Here is a 19,631-nt window from a genome sequence, read left to right on the forward strand (position 1 = left end):
CCTGAACACCGTTCACCTGAACGCCGTTCACTATAGTGGGGTCATGACCCCCGAGCCCAATCCGGCCCGACACGACCGCGACAGCGTCGCCCGCAGCGCTCTCGCCCTGCTCGACGAGGTCGGTCTGGCCGACCTCTCGATGCGGCGCATCGCCGCGCGGCTCGACGTGCAGCCCAGTGCTCTCTACTGGCACTTCGCGAGCAAGCAGGAGCTGCTCGCCGATCTCGCCGACCGCATCACCGCGAGCGTCCCCCGCGGAACCACCGGCGTCCTCGCCACCGCCCGCGGCCTGCGGGATGCTCTGTTCGCCCACCGCGACGGCGCCGAGCTCGTGCTGAGCACCTACGCGCTCCAGCTCGGCTCGGCGCACGCGCTCGACGCGCTCATCGCCGCGCTGCGGAGCGACGGCGCCGACGATCCCGAAACCCGCGCGACCGCGATCCTTCACTTCGTCCTCGGCCACGCGACGCTCGTGCAGCAGCGCATGCACGCCGACAGCCACGGCGCCCTGCCACCCTCGGACGAGATCGACGTGACGGCGGGTCTCGACCGCGCGTTCGACCTGGGCGTGCGGGCGCTCGCGGGCGAGGTCAGCGCACTGCGGGCTCCGCGGCGTGCCCGAGCCTGAGACCCGGCACGAGCGCCAGCAGCACGAGACCGAGACCGAACGCGAACACCACGCCGAAGGCACCAGGACCGCCGCCGAGGGTGGCCACGGCGAGCCCCGCGACCGCGATCGCGACCGCGGACCCCGTCGCGTCGGAGATCGACAGCGCCGAGGAGTTGAACCCCTGGTTCGACTCGTCCGAGTAGGCCAGCGTGAGCACCGTCAGGCGCGGATACAGCAGCCCCATGCCGCCACCCGCGAACGCCCACCCGAGGATCACCACGACGGGCGACACCGGGAACACGGCCGCCGCGAGCACCGCCAGCATCGCCACCAGGAGGGCTCCGAGGCTCAGCAGCGTGATGCGGCGGTTGCCCAGCCGCTCGCCGTAGCGCCCCTGCAGCGCCGAGGCTCCAGCCCACGCGAACGCGGCGAGCATGAGCGCCACCCCCGCCCACGTGGCGGTGAAGTCGTACTTCCGGATGAGCAGGTAGGGGATGTAGGCCTCCGCCGCGAAAAACGCGCCGGCCGCCACGCCGCGCATCAGCACGACGCTGGGCAACCCGGCTCCCGCGTGAAGGGTACGGGCGGGGAGCAGCGGCAGCACCGCGACGCCGATCCCGAGGATCGCGGCCACGGCGACCGGCCAGCGCACCCCGTGGTCGAGCTCGGCCGAGACGCCGATCACCACCGCCAGCGCCGCCACCACGACGGCCAGCAGCAGGCGGAGGCGCAGCGCACGCCGGTCCTGGGGTTCACCGCCGCCCAGGTCGACACCACGCAGCCGGACCGCGATCATCAGGAAGGCGATCGCGGTGAGCACCGCGACGCCCAGGAACGCCCAGCGCCAGTGCAGGTACTCCGCGACCGCTCCCGCGAGGAACGGCCCCACCATCGACGGGACGACCCAGGCGGCCGCGAACGCCGCGAACACGCGCCCGTGCAGCTCCGGCGGGTAGAGCCGCGCGACCACGACGTACAGCGCGACCGTCTGACCGCCGGTGCCGAGCCCCTGCACGAGCCGACCGATCAGGAACTGCGGCATCGACGTCGCGAAGCCCGAGATCAGCAGGCCGACGATGAACAGCGCCACCGCCACGTACAGCGCGCCGCGCGGCCCGCGCGCGTCGGACCAGGCACCGGTCGCGACCATCCCGATCACGCTCGTCGCAAGGGTGCCGGCGAACGCGACGGCGAACAGCGCCTCACCGTCGAGCGCCGCACTCACGATCGGCATGACCGTGGTGACCGCGAGCGCCTCGATCGCGGCGAGGAAGATGAGCGCGACCGCGCCCACCGTCACCCAGATTCGGCCGCGATCCCAGATCGATGCGACGGGCTGCGGCGCGGTCATCGCTCCACGAGCGCGGCGATCCGCTCGACGGCCTCCGTCAGGATCTCCGGGCTCGTCCCGAAGTTCAGTCGCACGTGGCCCGCTCCCTCGGTGCCGAACGCCGGGCCGAAGTGCAGGGCGACCTTCGCATCCCGCAGGATCCGCCGCGCGGGGTTGTCGCCCCAGCCCAGAGCCGACAGGTCGATCCAGGCCAGGTAGCCCGCGTCCGGGATCCGGTAGCGGGCACCGGGAAGATGCCGCGCCAGCAGGTCCTCCAGGAGCACACGGTTCTGGTCGAGCGTGTCGAGCAGCCCGTCCAGCCACGCATCGCTCTCCTCCGCGAACGCTGCGACCGAGGCGAGCAGACCGAACTGACCGGTGCGCCACTCGACCTCCACGGGGAGCCCTCGCACCACGGCGCTGGTGTCGTCGTCGGCCGTGACCATCAGCGCACACTTCAGGCCGGCGAGGTTGAACGCCTTGCTGGCGCTCACGACCGCATAGCCGACGCGTGCGGCCGTCTCGCTCGCCGCGAGGAAGGGCGTGAACCCGGTCCCCGGCTGGGCGAGCGGCGCGTGGATCTCGTCGGACACGACGGCGGCGCCGTACTCGGCAGCGATCTCCGCCAGCGCGGCGAGGGCGTCTCGGTCGTGCACCGTGCCGGTCGGGTTGTGCGGGTTGCACAGCAGGATCGCGGTCGCACCGTCGTCGAACGCCCCGCGGATCCCGTCGAGGTCGAGCTCCCACCCCGTGCCCGTGTCGCGCAGCGGCACCCGCAGCACCTCCGCACCGGCCTCCTCCACGAGGTCGTAGAACGGCGGGTACACGGGCGGGGTGACGACGACCCGCTCCCCCGGCTGCGTCACGCGGCGCAGGATCTCCACGATGCCCATGCTCACGTCGGCCGTGCTGCGAGTGCGAGCGGGATCCACCGCCCAGTCGTAACGGCGGCGCGCGAAGCCCGCGAACGCCTCGGCCAGCGGCGTCTTCGAGGCGATGTACCCCGTGTCGCCACGCTCGACCGCACGGTGCAGGGCCGCGGTGATCGCGGGGGCGAGGGGGAAGTCGGTCTCGGCGACGAAGAGCGGAAGCACATCGGCGGGGTACTCGCGCCACTTCTCGCTGCTGCGCTCACGGAGTTCCGCCAGGGACAGGGCCTGAACATGCAACATTCGATCTCCCGAGTTCTCGTCCCCGCCTCACCGCGGAGTCAGCGAAGCGGGCGCGTCTCCGCGCCCGCTCCGTCGTGCATCACTGTCTTCAGCGTCAGATTGCGAATCCCAGCGCGCGCATCATGTCGCGCCCGTCGTCCGTGATCCGCTCCGGACCCCACGGCGGCATCCACACCCAGTTGATGCGGAACCGGTCCACGACGTTGTCGAGAGCCTGCGCGGTCTGGTCTTCGAGGACGTCGGTCAGCGGGCAGCCCGCGCTGGTCAACGTCATGTGGATGACGAGAGCATCGTTCTCGTCATCCCAGGCGAGGTCGTAGATGAGGCCGAGGTCGACGACGTTGATCCCGAGCTCCGGGTCCATGACGTCCTTGAGCGCCTCGGTGACCGCGTCGTACTTCTCATCCGTGAGGGTCGCTGTCATACGGCTCAGCCTACGCCTCGATCGGGGCGGAAGGGTCGAGGAACCGGTCGTAGCCCTCGTTCTCCAGCCGGTCGGCGAGCTCGGGCCCGCCCTCTTCGACGATCTTGCCCGCGACGACGACGTGCACGAAGTCGGGGCGAATGTACCGCAGGATCCGGGTGTAGTGCGTGATCAGGAGCACGCCGAGTCCCGTGGACTCCTTGGCACGGTTCACGCCCTCGGACACGATCTTCAGCGCGTCGACGTCGAGACCCGAGTCGGTCTCGTCGAGCACGGCGAACTTCGGCTTGAGCACCTCGAGCTGCAGGATCTCGTGGCGCTTCTTCTCGCCGCCGGAGAAGCCCTCGTTGACGTTGCGCTGCGCGAACTTCGGGTCCATGCGCAGGTTCGCCATGGACTCCTTGACGTCCTTGGTCCACTGGCGGATCGAGGGCGCCTCGCCGTCGAGCGCGGTCTTCGCCGTGCGCAGGAAGTTCGTCACGGTGACGCCGGGGATCTCCACCGGGTACTGCATCGCGAGGAAGAGCCCGGCGCGGGCGCGCTCGTCGACGCTCATCGCCAGCACGTCCTCACCGTCGAACGTGATCGAGCCGGAGGTCACCGTGTACTTCGGGTGACCGGCGATCGTGTAGGCCAGGGTCGACTTGCCCGAGCCGTTGGGGCCCATGATGGCGTGGGTCTCACCGGTGTTCATGGTGAGGGTGATTCCGTTGAGGATCGGGGTGGTCCCCGCCTCGGTCTCGACCGTCACGTGCAGGTCGCGGATCTCGAGAACAGACATTCTTCAGACTTCCTTCGTCACAGCAGGATCGATGAGCACGTCGTCGCCGTCGATCTCGACGACATAGACCGGGACGGGCTCGTAAGCGGGGAGGTTCTGGGGCTTGCCGGTGATCAGGGAGAAGGCCGAGCCGTGAGCCCAGCACTCCACCGTGTCGCCTTCCACGAAGCCCTCGGACAGCGAGATGTCGCCGTGCGTGCAGGTGTCGCCGATGGCGTGGATCACGCCATCGCCGTCCTTGATCACCGTGATGGGCACGCCGCCCGGCTCGACGCGGAGCGGGGTGTCCTGCTCCAGGTCGGAGACCGCGCAGACGCGCTCGGCGGTCACGCGTCCACCTCGGCGAGCTCGGCCTCGATGGCGGCGAGCAGCTCCGCCTCGAGCGTCGGGATACCGAGGCGCAGCACGATGTCGGTGAGGAAGCCGAGCACGACGAGACGCCGCGCCTCCTCCTCCGGGATGCCGCGGGCCTGCAGGTAGAAGAGCTGCTCGTCGTCGAAGCGACCGGTCGCACTCGCGTGGCCCGCGCCGACGATGTCGCCCGTCTCGATCTCGAGGTTCGGGATCGAGTCGGCGCGCGCCCCCTCGGTGAGCACCAGGTTGCGGTTCGCCTCGTACGAGTCGGTGCCCGTGGCGTCGGCGCCGATCAGCACGTCGCCGATCCACACACTGTGCGCGCTCGCGCCCTGCAGGGCGCCCTTGTACAGCACGTCGCCCGTGGTGTGCGGGCCCTTGTGGTGCAGGTAGACCTGGCTCTCCAGGTGCTGCCCGGCGTCGGCGTACGACAGCCCGTAGAGGTAGCCCTCGGAACCCGCGCCCGCGAGCTCGACGCTCGGGTTCACGCGCACGAGGCCGCCGCCGAAGCTCACCACGAAATGCTTGAGCGTGGCGTCGGAGCCGACGCGGGCCTGGTGCGCGGCCGCGTGCACCGCGTCGTCCTCCCATTGCTGCACCGTGACCACGGTGAGCTTCGCGCCATCGCGGACGATGATCTCCACGTTCTGCGCGTACTGCGCGGAACCCTTGTGCTGCAGCACCACGGTCGCGACGCTGTGCTCCAGCGCCTCGATCACGATGTGGGCGTCGGCGCGGCGGTCGGCACCCGTACCCGTGACGGAGATGAAGATCGGCTCGGCGACCTCCTCCTCACGCGGGATGCGCACGTGCACCGCCTCGCTCGCACCCTGCCAGGCGACGGCGGCCGTGATGTCCTCGGGGAGGAAGACCTCGCCGCGCGGAGCGGCGCCGATGGCGAGCGGTCCTGCCACGTACTGCCCGCCGGAGCTGAAGGCGTACGCGACGCCGTCGTTCGCCTCTGCCGTCTGGAACAGCGGCGTCAGCTGCGCGACCGGCGTGTGCTTCCAGTTGACCTCACGGCCGCTGGGGGCGCCGAAGTCGTCCGGGTCGTACGAGTGCGGGCGCTCGGAGCGCGTCTGCACCGGGACGAATCCGGCGTCGGCGACCTGGGCGGCCGGGTCGATGTGCGCGTTCGTGTGCTGCGCCTCCGTGGGCGCTGTCGTCGAGGCCGCCATTTAGCCGACCGATCCTTCCATGCCCATCTCGATGAGCTTGTTCAGTTCCATCGCGTACTCCATCGGCAGCTCGCGCGCGATCGGCTCGATGAAGCCGCGCACGATCATCGCCATCGCCTCGTCCTCGGGCATGCCGCGGGACTGGAGGTAGAAGAGCTGCTCCTCGCTGACCTTCGAGACCGTGGCCTCGTGGCCGAGCTGCACGTCGTCGACGCGGATGTCGATCGCCGGGTAGGTGTCGGAGCGCGACTTCGTGTCCACGAGCAGCGCGTCGCAACGGACGGTGTTCGCCGAGTGGTGGGCGTTGGCGTCGACGCGGACCTCACCGCGGTAGCCGGCGCGACCGCCGCCGCGGGCGATCGACTTCGAGACGATCGACGACTGCGTGTACGGCGCCATGTGGATCATCTTGGCGCCCGCGTCCTGGTGCTGACCGGGACCGGCGAAGGCGACCGAGAGGGTCTCGCCCTTCGCGTGCTCGCCCATCAGGTAGATCGACGGGTACTTCATCGTCACCTTGGAGCCGATGTTGCCGTCGACCCACTCCATGGTCGCGCCCTCGTGTGCCACGGCGCGCTTGGTGACCAGGTTGTAGACGTTGTTCGACCAGTTCTGGATCGTCGTGTAGCGCACGCGGGCGTTCTTCTTCACGATGATCTCGACCACGGCCGAGTGCAGCGAGTCGGACTTGTAGATCGGAGCCGTGCAGCCCTCGATGTAGTGGACGTAGCTGTCCTCGTCGGCGATGATCAGGGTCCGCTCGAACTGGCCCATGTTCTCGGTGTTGATGCGGAAGTACGCCTGCAGCGGGATCTCGACGTGCACGCCCTTCGGGACGTAGACGAACGAGCCGCCCGACCACACGGCCGTGTTGAGTGCGGCGAACTTGTTGTCGCCAGCCGGGATGACCGTGCCGAAGTACTCCTCGAAGAACTCGGGGTGCTCGCGCAGCGCCGTGTCGGTGTCCATGAAGATGACGCCCTGGGCCTCGAGGTCCTCGCGGATCTGGTGGTACACGACCTCGGATTCGTACTGCGCGGCGACGCCGGCCACGAGGCGCTGGCGCTCTGCCTCGGGGATGCCCAGGCGCTCGTACGTCTCGCGGATCTCCTCGGGGAGGTCCTCCCAGCTCTGCGCCTGCTTCTCGGTGGAGCGGACGAAGTACTTGATGTTGTCGAAGTCGATGTCGCTGAGGTCGGCGCCCCACGTCGGCATCGGCTTGCGACCGAAGAGCTGATACCCCTTCAGACGGGTCTTCAGCATCCACTCGGGCTCGTTCTTGAGGGCAGAGATCCCGCGGACCACCTCTTCGGAGATGCCGCGTTTCGCCACGGCACCCGCGGCGTCCTCATCGTGCCAGCCGAACTCGTACACCCCCAGACCGTCAAGCTCCGGGCGGTCGATCAGCACATCCGACATGCAACACTCTCCTCACAGGTCCCAAACGGTGTCATCCGCCCCGACACACCTGATCCCCGTCGAGTCTGCGGGAGCGGGTGCCGTTGGTGGGCCCTCATCATCGGCGCTTCCATCGCGCCTAAACTGTTGACGATGCTTCAGCGCGGTCAGCGCTCATCGCAACAATCCGATTCTACAGGTTCCGCCTGGCGGACGGGCCGCGCGCCACGTCGCCGACGAGCCGGAGGACTCATGCCCGAGACGACCATCACCACCCCTCCGACGACTCGGACGACCCCCGTTCCGCGATCCCGCGGGTGGGCGAAGGCGCTGACCGTCTTCGCGTGGCTCTCGTTCGTCAGCGAGACGATCATCATCGGCACCGGCGGCGCGGTGCGTCTGACCGGCTCCGGCCTCGGCTGTTCCGACTGGCCGCTGTGCACGCCCGAGTCGCTCGTGCCCATCCTCGAAGTGCAGGGGGTGCACGGCATCATCGAGTTCGGCAACCGCCTGATGACGGGCGTCGTCGGCATCATCGCGCTCACCGTCGTGCTGCTCGTCCTGTACACGGTGAACGGGCGTCGCGCGGTCACGAAGGCGCTGTGGTTCGCGCTCGGCGGCATCGTCGCGGCCGGCATCGCCTTCGCGATCGCCTTCCCCTTCCACTTCCCCGCCTCGCCGATCGCTTCCGGCGTGCTGCTGCTCGCCGTCATCGCGGCCGCCGTCCACTCCGTCCGCACCACGGCCACGCGTCGCGACCTCGTGCTCCTGGCGTGGCTCGTGCTGATCGGTGTGGTGGCTCAGGCCCTCGTCGGAGGCATCACGGTCCTGACCGGGCTGAACCCCTTCATCGTGGGCTTCCACTACACCTCGTCGTTGCTTCTCGTATGCGTCACGGCCGCGTTCCTCGTGCGCCTCAAGACCGCACCGGGGCCCCGCGAACGCGCCGTGCCGAGCTGGTTCGCGATCGTCACGCATGTGACAGGACTCGCGCTCGCGGTGACGATCCTGTTCGGCGTCCTCACCACCGGCTCCGGGCCGCACTCGGGTGATGCGGACGTGCTGCGCCACGGCTTCGACGCGACCATCCTCGCGCACGTGCACTCCTGGCCCGGCTACGTGCTGGCCGCCCTGGTGCTGTTCCTCACGATCACCGCCTGGGCACTCCGCCTGGAGCCCCGCCGCTGGCTGCTCGTGCTCGTGCTCGCGATCCTGGTGCAGGTCGGCGTCGGGGTGTGGCAGGCGCGCGAGGGGCTGCCGCCGATCCTGGTCGGCATCCACATGGTGCTCGCCTCGCTGTCGGCCGCGACGTACACCGTGGTCGTGCTGCACCTGAAGCGCCCGGTGCGGACGGACGTCGCGGCCGAGGAACCCGCCCCGGCGCTCACCGGGCGCTGAGCCGCACAGACGATCCATAGCGTGCGCACCGGGGCCTCATCAGGGCATCGGTCAGCCTGGTCGGCATGCACAGAACACTGACCAGAAGCATCGGATTCTGGATTCTCCTCATCGTGTCCCTCGCCGCGATCGGCGTCGGCGGATGGCTCATCGCCGGCCAGATCGGCACCATGACGAGCACCCTGCTCGATGGCACGGCCACGGGGGTGGAGGTCTACGTCGGCCAGTCGCTCGTGGTGGTCGGAGCCGCGGTGCTCGGCGCCGGCCTGATCGGCCTGCTCCTCGCCCTCGGCCTCGTGGCGGCGCGGGCACTCGTCCCGGCCGTGCCCGTCGCGCTCGACGCCGGAATGGATGAGCCGTCCCCCAACGAGGTCATCGCCGCGACCGGGTCCGCGACCGATCAGGATGCGACGGCGACCACGGACGCCGCCAACACGCCGGCGGACGACGCGTCAGCGTCCGCGGCGTCGGAGGACGCTGCGGATCAGAACGGCAGCAGCGGGTCGACCGCGACGGCCACGAAGATCAGCGTCAAGTAGGTGATCGAGGCGTGGAAGACTCGCATCGGCCGCGCCTCGGTCCCCCGCACCGCCTGGTTGTACAGGCGGTGCGACTCGTAGATGAACCAGCCGCCGAAGACCAGCGCGGACACCGTGTAGACGAGACCCATGTTCGCGATCGGCACCAGCAGCAGCGAGCACGCGACGGTCGCCCACGCGTAGAGGATCACCTGGAGGCCGACCTGCGAGGCGTTGCGCGTGACGCCGAGCATCGGGACGTCGACGTCCTCGTAGTCGTCCTTGTACTTCATCGACAGCGGCCAGTAGTGCGGCGGCGTCCACAGGAAGACCAGCAGGAACAGGATGAACGCCGGCCAGTCGAGAGAGCCCGTGACGGCCGACCAGCCGATGAGCACGGGGAAGCAGCCCGCGATGCCGCCCCAGATGATGTTCTGCTCGGTGCGGCGCTTGAGGATCATCGTGTAGATCACGACGTAGAAGAAGATGGCCGAGGCCGAGAGCACTGCGGTGAGCCAGTTGGTGGTGAACCAGAGCCAGACGGTGGACACGATCGCGAGAGTCCAGGAGAAGATCAGCGCGCCGCGCGGGCTCACCTCGCCCGTGACCAGCGGACGGTTCTCCGTGCGGTGCATGTGCGCGTCGATGTCGCGGTCGAGATACATGTTGAAGGCCCCGGCCGAGCCGGCGCTCATGGATCCGCCGATGACGGTCGCGAGGACCAGCCAGAGGTTCGGGAGACCGCCCTGGGCGAGGAACATCACCGGGACGGTCGAGACGAGGAGGAGTTCGAGGACTCGGGGCTTCGTCAGCGTCACGTAAGCGCTCACCGTGCGACCGATGGACGACTTCCGTACGGTCTGATCAGACATCGTCGAGATCTCGATCGCCTCCTCCGCGCGCGTTACGGGACAACCTCTCCAGTGTATGACACGCGATGACGCCTTCCGTGCCCCCCCGGCCACCGATCGGATCCACCGTCACCGCTATGCTGAAGGCACTCGCGCGCCCGATGCTGCGCACACCCCCACCCGTCCTCGAGGCGGTGCGGAATGCGCCAGGGAAGTTGCGGATGCGCCAAGGAATACGGGCGCCCTCGAAACTGTCGGAAAGGGCATGAACGTGTCGGAATTGCAGTGGGACGAGATCGATCGACGCGCGGTGGACACCGCCCGGATCCTGGCGGCCGATGCGGTCGAGAAGGTCGGCAACGGCCACCCCGGCACGGCGATGAGCCTGGCTCCCGCGGCGTATCTGCTGTACCAGCGCGTCCTGCGGCACGACCCCGCCGACACCGACTGGCTCGGCCGCGACCGGTTCATCCTCTCCGTCGGACACTCGTCCCTTACGCAGTACGTGCAGCTCTACCTCGGCGGCTTCGGCCTGGAGCTCGATGACCTCAAGGCGCTGCGCACGTGGGGATCGAAGACCCCCGGCCACCCCGAGTACGGACACACGAAGGGCGTGGAGATCACGACGGGTCCGCTCGGGCAGGGCCTCGCCTCCGCCGTGGGCTTCGCGTACGCCGCCCGCTACGAGCGTGGGCTGTTCGATCCGGAGGCCGCGGCGGGCACGAGCCCGTTCGACCACTTCGTCTACGTGATCGCCGGTGACGGCGACCTGCAGGAGGGCGTGACCAGCGAGGCCTCGTCGCTCGCGGGCCACCAGCAGCTGGGCAACCTCATCGCGATCTACGACTCCAACCAGATCTCCATCGAGGACGACACCAACGTCGCGTTCACGGAGGATGTCGCCGCCCGCTACGCCTCCTACGGCTGGCACGTGCAGACGGTCGACTGGAAGAAGACGGGCGAGTACGTCGAAGACGTCGCCGAGCTCTACGCCGCCATCGAGGCCGCGAAGGGCGAGTCCGACAAGCCCTCGCTCATCATCCTCAAGACCATCATCGGCTGGCCCTCGCCCGGCAAGCAGAACACCGGCAAGATCCACGGCTCCGCCCTGGGTGCGGACGAGCTCGCCGCGACCAAGAAGGTCCTCGGGTTCGACCCGGAGCAGACGTTCGTGGTGGCCGACGACGTGATCGCCCACACGCGCGGCCTGGCCGAGCGCGCGGCCGAGGAGCGCGCCGCCTGGCAGAAGTCGTTCGACGCCTGGGCCGAGGCGAACCCGGAGCGCAAGGCGCTGCTCGACCGCGTCGAGGCCCGCGAGCTCCCCGCCGACATCGCCGACGCGCTGCCCGTGTTCGAGGCCGGCAAGGACGTCTCGACCCGCGCCGCGTCCGGCCAGGTCATCAACGCCCTCGCCGCACAGCTGCCCGAGCTCTGGGGCGGGTCCGCCGACCTCGCCGAGTCCAACCTCACCACGATCAAGGACGCGGCGTCGTTCATCCCCGAGGAGTGGTCGACGCACGAGTGGTCGGGCACCCCCTACGGCCGCGTGCTGCACTTCGGCATCCGCGAGCACGCGATGGGCGCGATCGTGAACGGCATCGTGCTGCACGGGCCGACGCGCGCGTTCGGCGGCACCTTCCTCATCTTCAGCGACTACATGCGACCCTCGGTGCGTCTGGCCGCTCTGATGAACGTGCCGAGCATCTTCGTCTGGACGCACGACTCCGTCGCCCTCGGTGAGGACGGACCCACCCACCAGCCCATCGAGCAGCTCGCCACGCTGCGCGCGATCCCGAACCTCGCCGTCGTGCGCCCCGCCGACGCGAACGAGACCGCCGCCGTCTGGCTGGAGATCCTCCGCCGCCACGAGGGCCCCGCCGGCATCGCCCTGACGCGACAGAACATCCCGGTGTTCGAGCGCGGCGAGGGCGAGGCCTCCGGCGACACGTTCGCCTCCGCCGCTCAGGCCGTCAAGGGTGCGTACGTGCTCGCCGAGGCCCCGAACGGCACGCCCGACGTCATCATCGTCGCCACCGGATCCGAGGTGCAGCTCGCGGTGAACGCCCGCGCGGCCCTCGCCGAGGAGGGCGTGAACGTGCGCGTCGTCTCGGCCCCGTCGCTCGAGTGGTTCGCGGAGCAGGACGAGGCGTACCGCGAGAGCGTGCTGCCGTCGTCGGTCACGGCGCGGGTGTCGGTCGAGGCCGGCTCCGTGCTCACGTGGCGCGGCATCGTCGGCGACCGCGGTCGTTCGGTCGGCATCGACCACTTCGGCGCCTCCGCCGACTACAAGACCCTCTTCGAGAAGTTCGGCATCACCACCGAGGCCGTCGTCGCGGCCGCCCGCGAGACCATCAAGGAGAACGCATGAGCACCCCCACCGCACAGCTCGCCGAGGCCGGCGTCAGCATCTGGCTCGACGACCTCTCGCGCACCCGCATCTCCTCCGGCAACCTCGCGGAGCTGATCTCGTCGCGCAACGTCGTCGGCGTCACCACGAACCCGACGATCTTCGCCAACGCGATCACCGACAAGAACGACACGTCGTACGACGCGCAGGTCACCGAGCTCGCCGCGTCCGGCGCCTCGGCGGAGGAGGCCGTGTTCGCGGCCACCACGCAGGATGTGGGTGCCGCGCTCGACATCTTCCGCCCGGTGTGGGAGCAGTCCGGTCACGTGGACGGCCGCGTGTCCATCGAGGTCTCCCCCGACCTCGCGCATGACACCGACGGCACCGTCGCGCAGGCGAAGGAGCTGTGGGCGAAGATCGACCGCCCGAACCTGCTCGTGAAGATCCCGGCGACCAAGGCCGGCCTCCCGGCGATCACCGAGGCGATCGCGCACGGCATCAGCGTCAACGTGACCCTGATCTTCAGCCTGGAGCGGTACGCCGAGGTCATCGACGCCTACCTGACGGGCCTGGAGCGCGCGAAGGACGCCGGTGTCGACCTGTCGACCGTCCACTCCGTCGCGTCGTTCTTCGTCTCCCGCGTGGACACCGAGACCGACAAGCGCCTCACCGCGATCGGGACCGACGCCGCCGAGGCCCTCAAGAGCAAGGCCGGCCTGGCCAACGCCCGCCTGGCCTACGAGCTGTTCGAGCAGAGCTTCGAGACCGACCGGGCGAAGGCCCTCCTCGCGGCGGGGGCGAACGCCCAGCGTCCGCTGTGGGCGTCGACCGGCGTGAAGGACCCTGCGCTGCCCGACACCCTCTACGTCACCGAGCTCGTCGCCCCCGGCGTCGTCAACACCATGCCGGAGAAGACCCTCGAGGCCACCTTCGACCACGGCGTCGTCACCGGCGACACCATCACCGGCGGCTACGACGAGGCCCGTCAGGTCTTCGCCGGGCTGGAAGAGGTCGGCATCGACTTCACCGACGTCACCCAGGTGCTCGAGGACGAGGGCGTCGCCAAGTTCATCGATTCGTGGCACGACCTGCTCACCCAGGTCGCCGAGGCACTGGAGGCACAGCGATGACCTTCGCGATCCACGCCTCGGGCGCCGCGCGCGCCGCGATCGAGGAGACCGTCCCGAGCCTCGTCCACGACCTGGTCGCCTCGCGCATCACGAGCGGCGACACCACGCTGTGGGGTCCGGCGGCCGAGGCCGAGGCCTCGATCCGGCTCGGGTGGGTCGAGGCGGTCTCCGTCTCCCGGCCGCTCGTCGCCGAGATCGTCGCCCTGCGCGAGGAGCTCGCCGCGAAGGGAGTCACGCGCGTCGTGCTCGCCGGCATGGGCGGGTCGTCGCTCGCGCCCGAGGTGATCGCACAGACCTCGGGGGTCCCCCTCACGATCCTCGACTCCACGGCGCCCGGCCAGGTGCTGGCCGCGCTCGACGAGGGCCTCGCCGAGACCGTGCTCGTGGTGTCGTCGAAGTCCGGGTCCACGGTCGAGACCGACTCGCAGCGTCGCACGTTCGAGGCGGCGTTCCGCGACCTCGGCATCGACCCGACCGAGCGCATCGTCGTCGTCACCGACCCGGGCTCGCCGCTCGACGCCTCCGCGCGCGAAGCCGGGTACCGCGTGTTCAACGCCGACCCGAACGTGGGCGGCCGCTACTCCGCGCTGACCGCGTTCGGCCTGGTGCCGTCCGGCCTCGCGGGCGTCGATATCGACGAGCTGCTGAACGAGGCCGAGGCCTCGCTGCTCGAGGTCGCCGTCGACTCCGCCGAGAACCCGGCCCTGCGCCTGGGCGCGGCCATCGCCGCGACCACCCCGCGCCGCGACAAGCTGGGTCTGATCACGGACGGCACCCACATCAAGGGCCTGCCCGACTGGATCGAGCAGCTCATCGCCGAGTCCACGGGCAAGGAGGGAACCGGCATCCTCCCGGTCGTGCTGCTCCCCGTCTCCCCCGAGCTCGACCCCGTGCCCGCCGACCTGCAGATCGTGCGACTGGTCGACGACGCGAACGAGTTCCACCTGCACGAGCGCCACGAAGGTGAGATCCTCGTCAGCGGCACGCTCGGCGCGCAGTTCATCGTCTGGGAGTACGCCACCGCCATCGCCGGGCACCTGCTCGGCATCAACCCGTTCGACCAGCCCGACGTCGAGTCGGCGAAGGTGGCCGCGCGCGGCCTCCTCGACGCCCGGCCCGAGCCCACCGCCCCCGCGTTCGTGGAGAACGGCGTCGAGGTGCGCGTGTCGGACCCGGCTCTCGCGGCCTCCGGCACGGTCGAGGGCGTGCTCGACGCGCTGTGGGCGCAGCTGCCCGCCGACGGCTACGTGTCGATCCAGGCGTACGTCAACCGTCTCGAGGTGCCGCAGCTGCAGGGCCTGCGCGAGCTGGTCGCCGCCGACTCCGGTCGTCCGACCACGTTCGGCTGGGGCCCGCGCTTCCTGCACTCGACCGGCCAGTACCACAAGGGCGGCCCGGCGCAGGGGGTGTTCCTGCAGATCCTGGAGCGCACCGACGTCGACCTCGAGATCCCCGGTCGGCCGTTCACGTTCGGTCAGCTCATCCAGGCGCAGGCCGCCGGCGACGCGGGCGTGCTCGCGGAGCACGGGCGTCCCGTCGTCTCGCTGACGATCACGGAGTCGTCCGACGACGTGCTCACCCTCTTCGAAGCCGCACAGAAGTAACAGCAGGAGAAGCCCCCACCGATGACTGTTCCCCTCTCGCGCGGGCACAACCCGCTGCGCGACCCCGACGATCGCCGGCTCAACCGGATCGCGGGGCCCAGCGCCCTCGTGATCTTCGGCGTCACGGGAGACCTGTCGCGCAAGAAACTCATGCCCGCGGTGTACGACCTCGCCAACCGCGGCCTGCTGCCCCCCGGGTTCGCTCTGGTCGGGTTCGCCCGACGCGACTGGGAGGACCAGGACTTCGCGCAGGTCGTGTACGACGCGGTGAAGGAGCACGCCAGGACGCCGTTCCGCGAGGAGACCTGGGCGCAGCTGTTGCAGGGCATCCGCTTCGTGTCCGGCGAGTTCGACAACCCGGACTCCTTCCGCAAGCTCAGGGAGACCGTCGAGCGTCTCGACGTGGAACGCGGCACGATGGGCAACCACGCGTTCTACCTGTCGATCCCGCCGAAGGACTTCCCGCTGGTGGCGAAGCAGCTCAAGGACTCCGGGCTCGTCGGGCAGGACGCCGACGACGATGAGCGGTGGCGGCGTGTGGTCATCGAGAAGCCGTTCGGGCACGACCTCGAGTCGGCCCGCGCGCTGAACGCGGCGCTGGAGGTCGCGTTCCCGGCCGACTCGATCTTCCGCATCGACCACTACCTCGGCAAGGAGACGGTCCAGAACATCCTGGCGCTGCGCTTCGCCAATGAGCTGTACGAGCCGATCTGGAACCGCAACTACGTGGACCACGTGCAGATCACGATGGCCGAGGACATCGGCGTCGGGGGACGCGCGGGGTACTACGACGGCATCGGGGCGGCCCGTGACGTGATCCAGAACCACCTCCTGCAGTTGCTGGCGCTCACCGCGATGGAGGAGCCGATCAGCCTGTCGGCGGAGCATCTGCGCGCCGAGAAGGAGAAGGTGCTCGCCGCCGTGCACGTGCCGGAGGACCTGTCGCTCGCGACGGCCCGCGGGCAGTACGCCGGTGGCTGGCAGGGCGGCGAGAAGGTGACCGGCTTCCTCGACGAGGAGGGCATGAACCCCGAGTCCACGACCGAGACCTACGCGGCCATCAAGCTGGAGATCGACACGCGACGCTGGGCGGGCGTGCCGTTCTACCTGCGCACCGGCAAGCGCCTCGGCCGTCGCGTGACCGAGATCGCCGTCGTGTTCAACCGGGCACCGCAGCACCTCTTCGGCCGGGGCAACGCCTCCGAGCTCGGACAGAACGCGCTCGTCATCCGCGTGCAGCCCGATGAGGGTGTCACGATCCGGTTCGGCTCGAAGGTCCCCGGCACAGGCTCGAACGTGCGCGACGTCACGATGGACTTCGGCTACGGCCACGCCTTCACGGAGGCGAGCCCGGAGGCGTACGAGCGGCTCATCCTGGACGTGCTGCTCGGAGACCCGCCGCTCTTCCCGCGGCACGAGGAGGTCGAGCTCTCCTGGAAGATCCTCGACCCGGTGGAGAAGTACTGGGCGGCCCAGGGCGGCCCGGTGGAGCAGTACGCTCCGGGATCGTGGGGCCCGGCGTCCGCCGACGACCTGCTGGCCCGCGACGGACGAGTCTGGAGACGCCCGTGATCATCGACCTTCCCGACACGACCGTCAGCCAGGTCGCGAAGCAGCTCGTCAAGGTGCGCGAGGAGGGCGGCGCGGTCGCCCTCGGACGCGTGCTGACGCTCGTCATCTCCGCGCGCAACGGAGTCGCGGAGGCCGCGATCGACGCGGCCAACGACGCCTCGCGTGAGCACCCGATGCGCGTGATCGTGCTCACGACCGGAGACGGCGAGTCCCGCCTGGACGCACAGATCCGTGTGGGCGGAGACGCCGGAGCCAGCGAGGTCGTGGTGCTGCACGCCTACGGCGACGCCGCCAGCAACGAGGAGAGCCTGATCACCGGGCTCCTGCTCCCCGACGCACCCGTCGTGGCGTGGTGGCCGGAGGAGGCTCCGGCGTCGCCGTCGTCCTCCCCGCTCGGCCGCATCGCGCAGCGCCGGATCACCGACGCCGCGACCTCGCCCGATGTGCGCGACCGGCTCGCGCTGCTCGGCCGCACGCACGCGCCCGGCGACACCGACCTCGCGTGGACGCGGCTCACGCACTGGCGCGAGCAGCTGGCCGCCGTGCTGGATCAGCCGCCGTACGAGACCATCACCGCCGTCGAGGTGCGCGGGGCCGCCGCCTCCCCCTCCACGGCTCTGCTCGCCGCGTGGCTGCAGATGGCGCTGGACGTGCCGGTGCGGTGGTCGTACGAGAGCCCGGAGGAGTGGCAGGAGGGCATCAAGTCCGTGCGTCTGACGCGTGAGTCCGGTGACATCCTGCTGGAGCGTCCCTCGCCCGGCATCGCCGTGCTCACGCAGCCGGACCAGCCCAACCACGACCTCCACCTGCCGCGGCGCACGCTGCGCGAGTGCCTCGCCGAGGAGCTGCGCAGATTGGATCCAGATCTCCTGTACGGTCGAGTCATCACGGATGGCTGGGAGAAGCTCGGTCCGCCCGAGACGGGAGAGTGACACCGATGTCGGAATCGTCCGCAGAGAAGCGGGTCGTGGTCGAGGCCACCCCGACAGCCCTCGCCCTCCGGGTCGCCGATCGTTTCCTCACCCGCGTCAAGGCGCGCACCAGGAACGGTCGCGTCGCCCACATCGCCCTCACCGGCGGTTCCATGGGCGGGGCCGTGCTCCGTGCGGTCGCCGACAACCCGCGCGCGGCGGACATCGACTGGTCGCTCGTGCACTTCTGGTGGGGCGATGAGCGCTTCGTTCCCCGCGACGACTCGGACCGCAACGCGCTCCAGTCCCGCAACGCCCTGCTCGACCACATCCCGGTGCCCGAGGAGAACATCCACGAGGCCGCGGCGTCCGACAGCGGTCTGAACCTCGACGAGGCCGCTGCCGCGTACGCGGCGGAACTCGCCCGGTTCGGCACGGACGACCACCCCTGGCCGTCCTTCGCGGTGTGCTTCCTGGGTGTCGGTCCCGACGGCCACATCGCCTCGCTGTTCCCGGATCGCGAGGAAGTGACGGTCACGGACGCCGCCGCGCTGCCGGTGCGCGATTCCCCCAAACCCCCGCCGGAGCGGATCACGCTCACGCGTCCGGTCCTGAACTCGTCCAAGCGGGTCTGGCTCGTGCTGACGGGAGCGGACAAGGCCTCCGCGCTGGGCCTCGCACTGGCGGGCGCGAGCTACACGAGCGTGCCGGCGGCCGGTGCCAAGGGGCGCAAGCGCACGGTGTACTTCGTCGACGAGGCCGCAGCGTCCGAGGTGTCGCCCGACCTCATCGATCAGACCTACTGAGCCGGTCCTCCGGCCGCGGTCGCGCGCCCGCTCGTCCTCGGGGACGGGCGGGCGTCTGCGTGCGTCGCGTCGAACCGAGGACGAGGCTACGGGGCGTCGGGGCGCGTGCGCGCCTCGGGGTCGTCGCCAGAGCGCGGCGCTTCAGCGGCGGACGTCTCCTCGACGGCAGACGCCGCGTCGCGCATCGGTGACGGCGGTGCGGCGGCTGCGGCATCGTCCGCGTGCGTCGGAGCCGAGCTGCCCCGGGTGATGCCGAGCTCCTGGCTGTCGCTGAGCACCTGCGGGTGGTAGCGCGCGAGGCCCACGACACCCCACACGGCGATGCCCCCGGCGATCGCGAAGATGATGAGCACCCACCACGGCGCGGCGGCCGCCTCGCCCAGCACGACCATGCCGATGAGCACCGCCACGAGCGGGTCGACGACCGTGAGTCCGGCGATCACGAGGTCGGGGGGTCCCGAGCTGTAGGCGGTCTGCACGAAGTACGCGCCCACGGCCGCGGCCGACACCAGGGCAAGCACGCAGACGGCGGTGATCCATTCGAACTGGCCCGCCTCGATGCGCTTGATGACGACCTTTGCGAGCGTCGCCACGAAGCCGTACAGGATGCCGGCTCCGATCACGTAGAACAGCGCGCGCATGCGGTGACGCAGGATCAGCCAGCACGCACCGAGCACGATGATGACGACGAGCAGGAGGGCGAGGATCACGAACAGTTCGCGGTCGGTGACGTCCTGCTCCGTCGCGAAGATCGCCGCGAAGAACACGAACAGGAAGATGCCGCCGACGCACGCCACGATCGCCGTGAGCGACTGCCTGGTCGGGGAATGCCCGGAGATCCGCGCGTTGAGGAGCGTCGTGATGACCAGGGCGATCGCGCCGAGCGGCTGCACGACGATCAGTGGCGCCTGCACGAGGGCTGCGAGCTGGCAGACGATCGCGAGGCCGAGCATCAGCGTGCCGATGATCCAGGACGGGCGCGTGAGCAGACCCTTGATTTGGGCGAACGTGAGCCCGGAGGTGCCGGTGGAGCCGCTCAGCCGCTCGACCTTCTCCACCCCGCGGTGCTGGTACTGCGCGCCGAGCGACATGAAGACGGCACCGGCCAGGGCGAGAGGGATGCCGAGAAGGATCCCCGGGTTCTGGAAGGCACCGACGAGCTGGTCGCCGACGTCTTCGGCCATCCCCATCCACACCCCTGCGCTCACACTACGACCCTACCCGGAGAGTCTCGCGGACTAGGGTTG

At 70.0% G+C, this 19,631-nt stretch carries 18 protein-coding genes; 9 read left to right on the forward strand and 9 right to left on the reverse strand.

Going from position 1 to position 19,631, the window contains the following annotated elements:
• The first annotated feature begins 43 nt into the window (after positions 1-43).
• The gene (locus tag ACFWCH_RS15095) at positions 44-628 is read left to right on the forward strand and encodes a TetR family transcriptional regulator (RefSeq protein WP_247638991.1); all 585 of its coding nucleotides are present in this window, start codon (positions 44-46) and stop codon (positions 626-628) included.
• On the opposite strand, the gene ACFWCH_RS15100 is transcribed toward ACFWCH_RS15095, so the two are convergent.
• The 7 genes from ACFWCH_RS15100 to sufB all read right to left on the reverse strand — a co-directional run bounded on the left by ACFWCH_RS15100 (position 591) and on the right by sufB (position 7,268).
• Positions 591-1,961: an MFS transporter gene (locus tag ACFWCH_RS15100; RefSeq protein WP_247638990.1), complete on the reverse strand. Its 1,371-nt coding sequence runs from the start codon at positions 1,959-1,961 to the stop codon at positions 591-593. The genes ACFWCH_RS15095 and ACFWCH_RS15100 overlap by 38 nt on opposite strands.
• Positions 1,958-3,112 carry a MalY/PatB family protein gene (locus tag ACFWCH_RS15105; protein ID WP_136030167.1) on the reverse strand — a complete coding sequence of 385 codons (1,155 nt, stop codon included), beginning with the start codon at positions 3,110-3,112 and terminating at the stop codon, positions 1,958-1,960. Before ACFWCH_RS15105 ends, ACFWCH_RS15100 begins: the two co-directional genes overlap by 4 nt.
• Positions 3,113-3,206: 94 nt before the next feature.
• Positions 3,207-3,536: a metal-sulfur cluster assembly factor gene (locus tag ACFWCH_RS15110; protein WP_017202280.1), complete on the reverse strand. Its 330-nt coding sequence runs from the start codon at positions 3,534-3,536 to the stop codon at positions 3,207-3,209.
• A gap of 10 nt (positions 3,537-3,546) precedes the next feature.
• The gene (gene sufC, locus ACFWCH_RS15115; protein WP_101845421.1) at positions 3,547-4,317 is read right to left on the reverse strand and encodes a Fe-S cluster assembly ATPase SufC; all 771 of its coding nucleotides are present in this window, start codon (positions 4,315-4,317) and stop codon (positions 3,547-3,549) included.
• Between the two features lie 3 nt (positions 4,318-4,320).
• Entirely contained in the window at positions 4,321-4,647 is a 327-nt protein-coding gene (locus tag ACFWCH_RS15120; RefSeq protein ID WP_136030165.1) for a non-heme iron oxygenase ferredoxin subunit, read from the reverse strand.
• On the reverse strand, positions 4,644-5,849 hold the full coding sequence (gene sufD, locus ACFWCH_RS15125) for a Fe-S cluster assembly protein SufD (protein WP_136030163.1): 1,206 nt from the start codon (positions 5,847-5,849) through the stop codon (positions 4,644-4,646). Before sufD ends, ACFWCH_RS15120 begins: the two co-directional genes overlap by 4 nt.
• On the reverse strand, positions 5,850-7,268 hold the full coding sequence (gene sufB / locus ACFWCH_RS15130) for a Fe-S cluster assembly protein SufB (RefSeq protein WP_136030161.1): 1,419 nt from the start codon (positions 7,266-7,268) through the stop codon (positions 5,850-5,852). It abuts the gene before it with no gap.
• 231 nt (positions 7,269-7,499) lie between these two features.
• On the opposite strand from sufB, the gene ACFWCH_RS15135 reads away from it, so the two are divergent.
• Together ACFWCH_RS15135 and ACFWCH_RS15140 are read left to right on the forward strand one after the other, a co-directional pair.
• Complete coding sequence (locus ACFWCH_RS15135) at positions 7,500-8,645, forward strand: heme A synthase (protein WP_206251156.1); 1,146 nt, start codon at positions 7,500-7,502, stop codon at positions 8,643-8,645.
• A 65-nt stretch (positions 8,646-8,710) separates the two neighbouring features.
• Complete coding sequence (locus ACFWCH_RS15140; RefSeq protein WP_206251155.1) at positions 8,711-9,184, forward strand: hypothetical protein; 474 nt, start codon at positions 8,711-8,713, stop codon at positions 9,182-9,184.
• Here ACFWCH_RS15140 and ACFWCH_RS15145 read toward each other — a convergent pair.
• The gene (locus tag ACFWCH_RS15145) at positions 9,130-10,035 is read right to left on the reverse strand and encodes a heme o synthase (RefSeq protein WP_136030155.1); all 906 of its coding nucleotides are present in this window, start codon (positions 10,033-10,035) and stop codon (positions 9,130-9,132) included. The two genes, ACFWCH_RS15140 and ACFWCH_RS15145, sit on opposite strands and share 55 nt — an antisense overlap.
• 250 nt (positions 10,036-10,285) lie before the next feature.
• Here ACFWCH_RS15145 and tkt point away from each other — a divergent pair, with 250 nt between their 5' ends.
• From tkt to pgl, 6 genes are read left to right on the forward strand one after another with little or no spacing between them, the layout of a single operon-like run.
• Positions 10,286-12,382: a transketolase gene (gene tkt / locus ACFWCH_RS15150; protein ID WP_247639004.1), complete on the forward strand. Its 2,097-nt coding sequence runs from the start codon at positions 10,286-10,288 to the stop codon at positions 12,380-12,382.
• Positions 12,379-13,491 (forward strand): transaldolase, encoded by a 1,113-nt coding sequence (gene tal / locus ACFWCH_RS15155; protein WP_136030153.1) that lies wholly within the window; start codon positions 12,379-12,381, stop codon positions 13,489-13,491. Before tkt ends, tal begins: the two co-directional genes overlap by 4 nt.
• On the forward strand, positions 13,488-15,095 hold the full coding sequence (locus ACFWCH_RS15160; RefSeq protein ID WP_378803747.1) for a glucose-6-phosphate isomerase: 1,608 nt from the start codon (positions 13,488-13,490) through the stop codon (positions 15,093-15,095). The genes tal and ACFWCH_RS15160 overlap by 4 nt, the downstream gene beginning before the upstream one ends.
• A gap of 21 nt (positions 15,096-15,116) precedes the next feature.
• Positions 15,117-16,667: a glucose-6-phosphate dehydrogenase gene (zwf, locus tag ACFWCH_RS15165; RefSeq protein WP_136030150.1), complete on the forward strand. Its 1,551-nt coding sequence runs from the start codon at positions 15,117-15,119 to the stop codon at positions 16,665-16,667.
• Entirely contained in the window at positions 16,664-17,599 is a 936-nt protein-coding gene (locus tag ACFWCH_RS15170; protein ID WP_136030148.1) for a glucose-6-phosphate dehydrogenase assembly protein OpcA, read from the forward strand. Before zwf ends, ACFWCH_RS15170 begins: the two co-directional genes overlap by 4 nt.
• A gap of 5 nt (positions 17,600-17,604) precedes the next feature.
• Positions 17,605-18,384 carry a 6-phosphogluconolactonase gene (gene pgl, locus ACFWCH_RS15175; protein WP_168387194.1) on the forward strand — a complete coding sequence of 260 codons (780 nt, stop codon included), beginning with the start codon at positions 17,605-17,607 and terminating at the stop codon, positions 18,382-18,384.
• 86 nt (positions 18,385-18,470) lie between these two features.
• Here the strand turns inward: pgl and ACFWCH_RS15180 are convergent, their stop codons facing one another.
• Positions 18,471-19,574 (reverse strand): DMT family transporter, encoded by a 1,104-nt coding sequence (locus ACFWCH_RS15180; protein ID WP_308194377.1) that lies wholly within the window; start codon positions 19,572-19,574, stop codon positions 18,471-18,473.
• Between the last annotated feature and the right edge of the window lie 57 nt (positions 19,575-19,631).

It is taken from the genome of Microbacterium sp. NPDC060132, assembly GCF_042729675.1.
GTDB classification, from domain to species: Bacteria; Actinomycetota; Actinomycetes; order Actinomycetales; family Microbacteriaceae; genus Microbacterium; species Microbacterium sufflavum.

Excerpts from the sequence above, each read along its gene's own strand:
- zwf (WP_136030150.1), top strand. The coding sequence starts at position 15,117 with ATGACTGTTCCCCTCTCGCGCGGGCACAACCCGCTGCGCGACCCCGAC.
- sufC (WP_101845421.1), bottom strand. The coding sequence starts at position 4,317 with ATGTCTGTTCTCGAGATCCGCGACCTGCACGTGACGGTCGAGACCGAG.
- sufD (WP_136030163.1), bottom strand. The coding sequence starts at position 5,849 with ATGGCGGCCTCGACGACAGCGCCCACGGAGGCGCAGCACACGAACGCG.
- ACFWCH_RS15145 (WP_136030155.1), bottom strand. The coding sequence starts at position 10,035 with ATGTCTGATCAGACCGTACGGAAGTCGTCCATCGGTCGCACGGTGAGC.
- tal (WP_136030153.1), top strand. The coding sequence starts at position 12,379 with ATGAGCACCCCCACCGCACAGCTCGCCGAGGCCGGCGTCAGCATCTGG.
- ACFWCH_RS15095 (WP_247638991.1), top strand. The coding sequence starts at position 44 with ATGACCCCCGAGCCCAATCCGGCCCGACACGACCGCGACAGCGTCGCC.
- ACFWCH_RS15180 (WP_308194377.1), bottom strand. The coding sequence starts at position 19,574 with ATGGGGATGGCCGAAGACGTCGGCGACCAGCTCGTCGGTGCCTTCCAG.
- sufB (WP_136030161.1), bottom strand. The coding sequence starts at position 7,268 with ATGTCGGATGTGCTGATCGACCGCCCGGAGCTTGACGGTCTGGGGGTG.
- pgl (WP_168387194.1), top strand. The coding sequence starts at position 17,605 with ATGTCGGAATCGTCCGCAGAGAAGCGGGTCGTGGTCGAGGCCACCCCG.
- ACFWCH_RS15160 (WP_378803747.1), top strand. The coding sequence starts at position 13,488 with ATGACCTTCGCGATCCACGCCTCGGGCGCCGCGCGCGCCGCGATCGAG.
- ACFWCH_RS15135 (WP_206251156.1), top strand. The coding sequence starts at position 7,500 with ATGCCCGAGACGACCATCACCACCCCTCCGACGACTCGGACGACCCCC.
- ACFWCH_RS15105 (WP_136030167.1), bottom strand. The coding sequence starts at position 3,112 with ATGTTGCATGTTCAGGCCCTGTCCCTGGCGGAACTCCGTGAGCGCAGC.
- ACFWCH_RS15100 (WP_247638990.1), bottom strand. The coding sequence starts at position 1,961 with ATGACCGCGCCGCAGCCCGTCGCATCGATCTGGGATCGCGGCCGAATC.
- ACFWCH_RS15110 (WP_017202280.1), bottom strand. The coding sequence starts at position 3,536 with ATGACAGCGACCCTCACGGATGAGAAGTACGACGCGGTCACCGAGGCG.
- ACFWCH_RS15140 (WP_206251155.1), top strand. The coding sequence starts at position 8,711 with ATGCACAGAACACTGACCAGAAGCATCGGATTCTGGATTCTCCTCATC.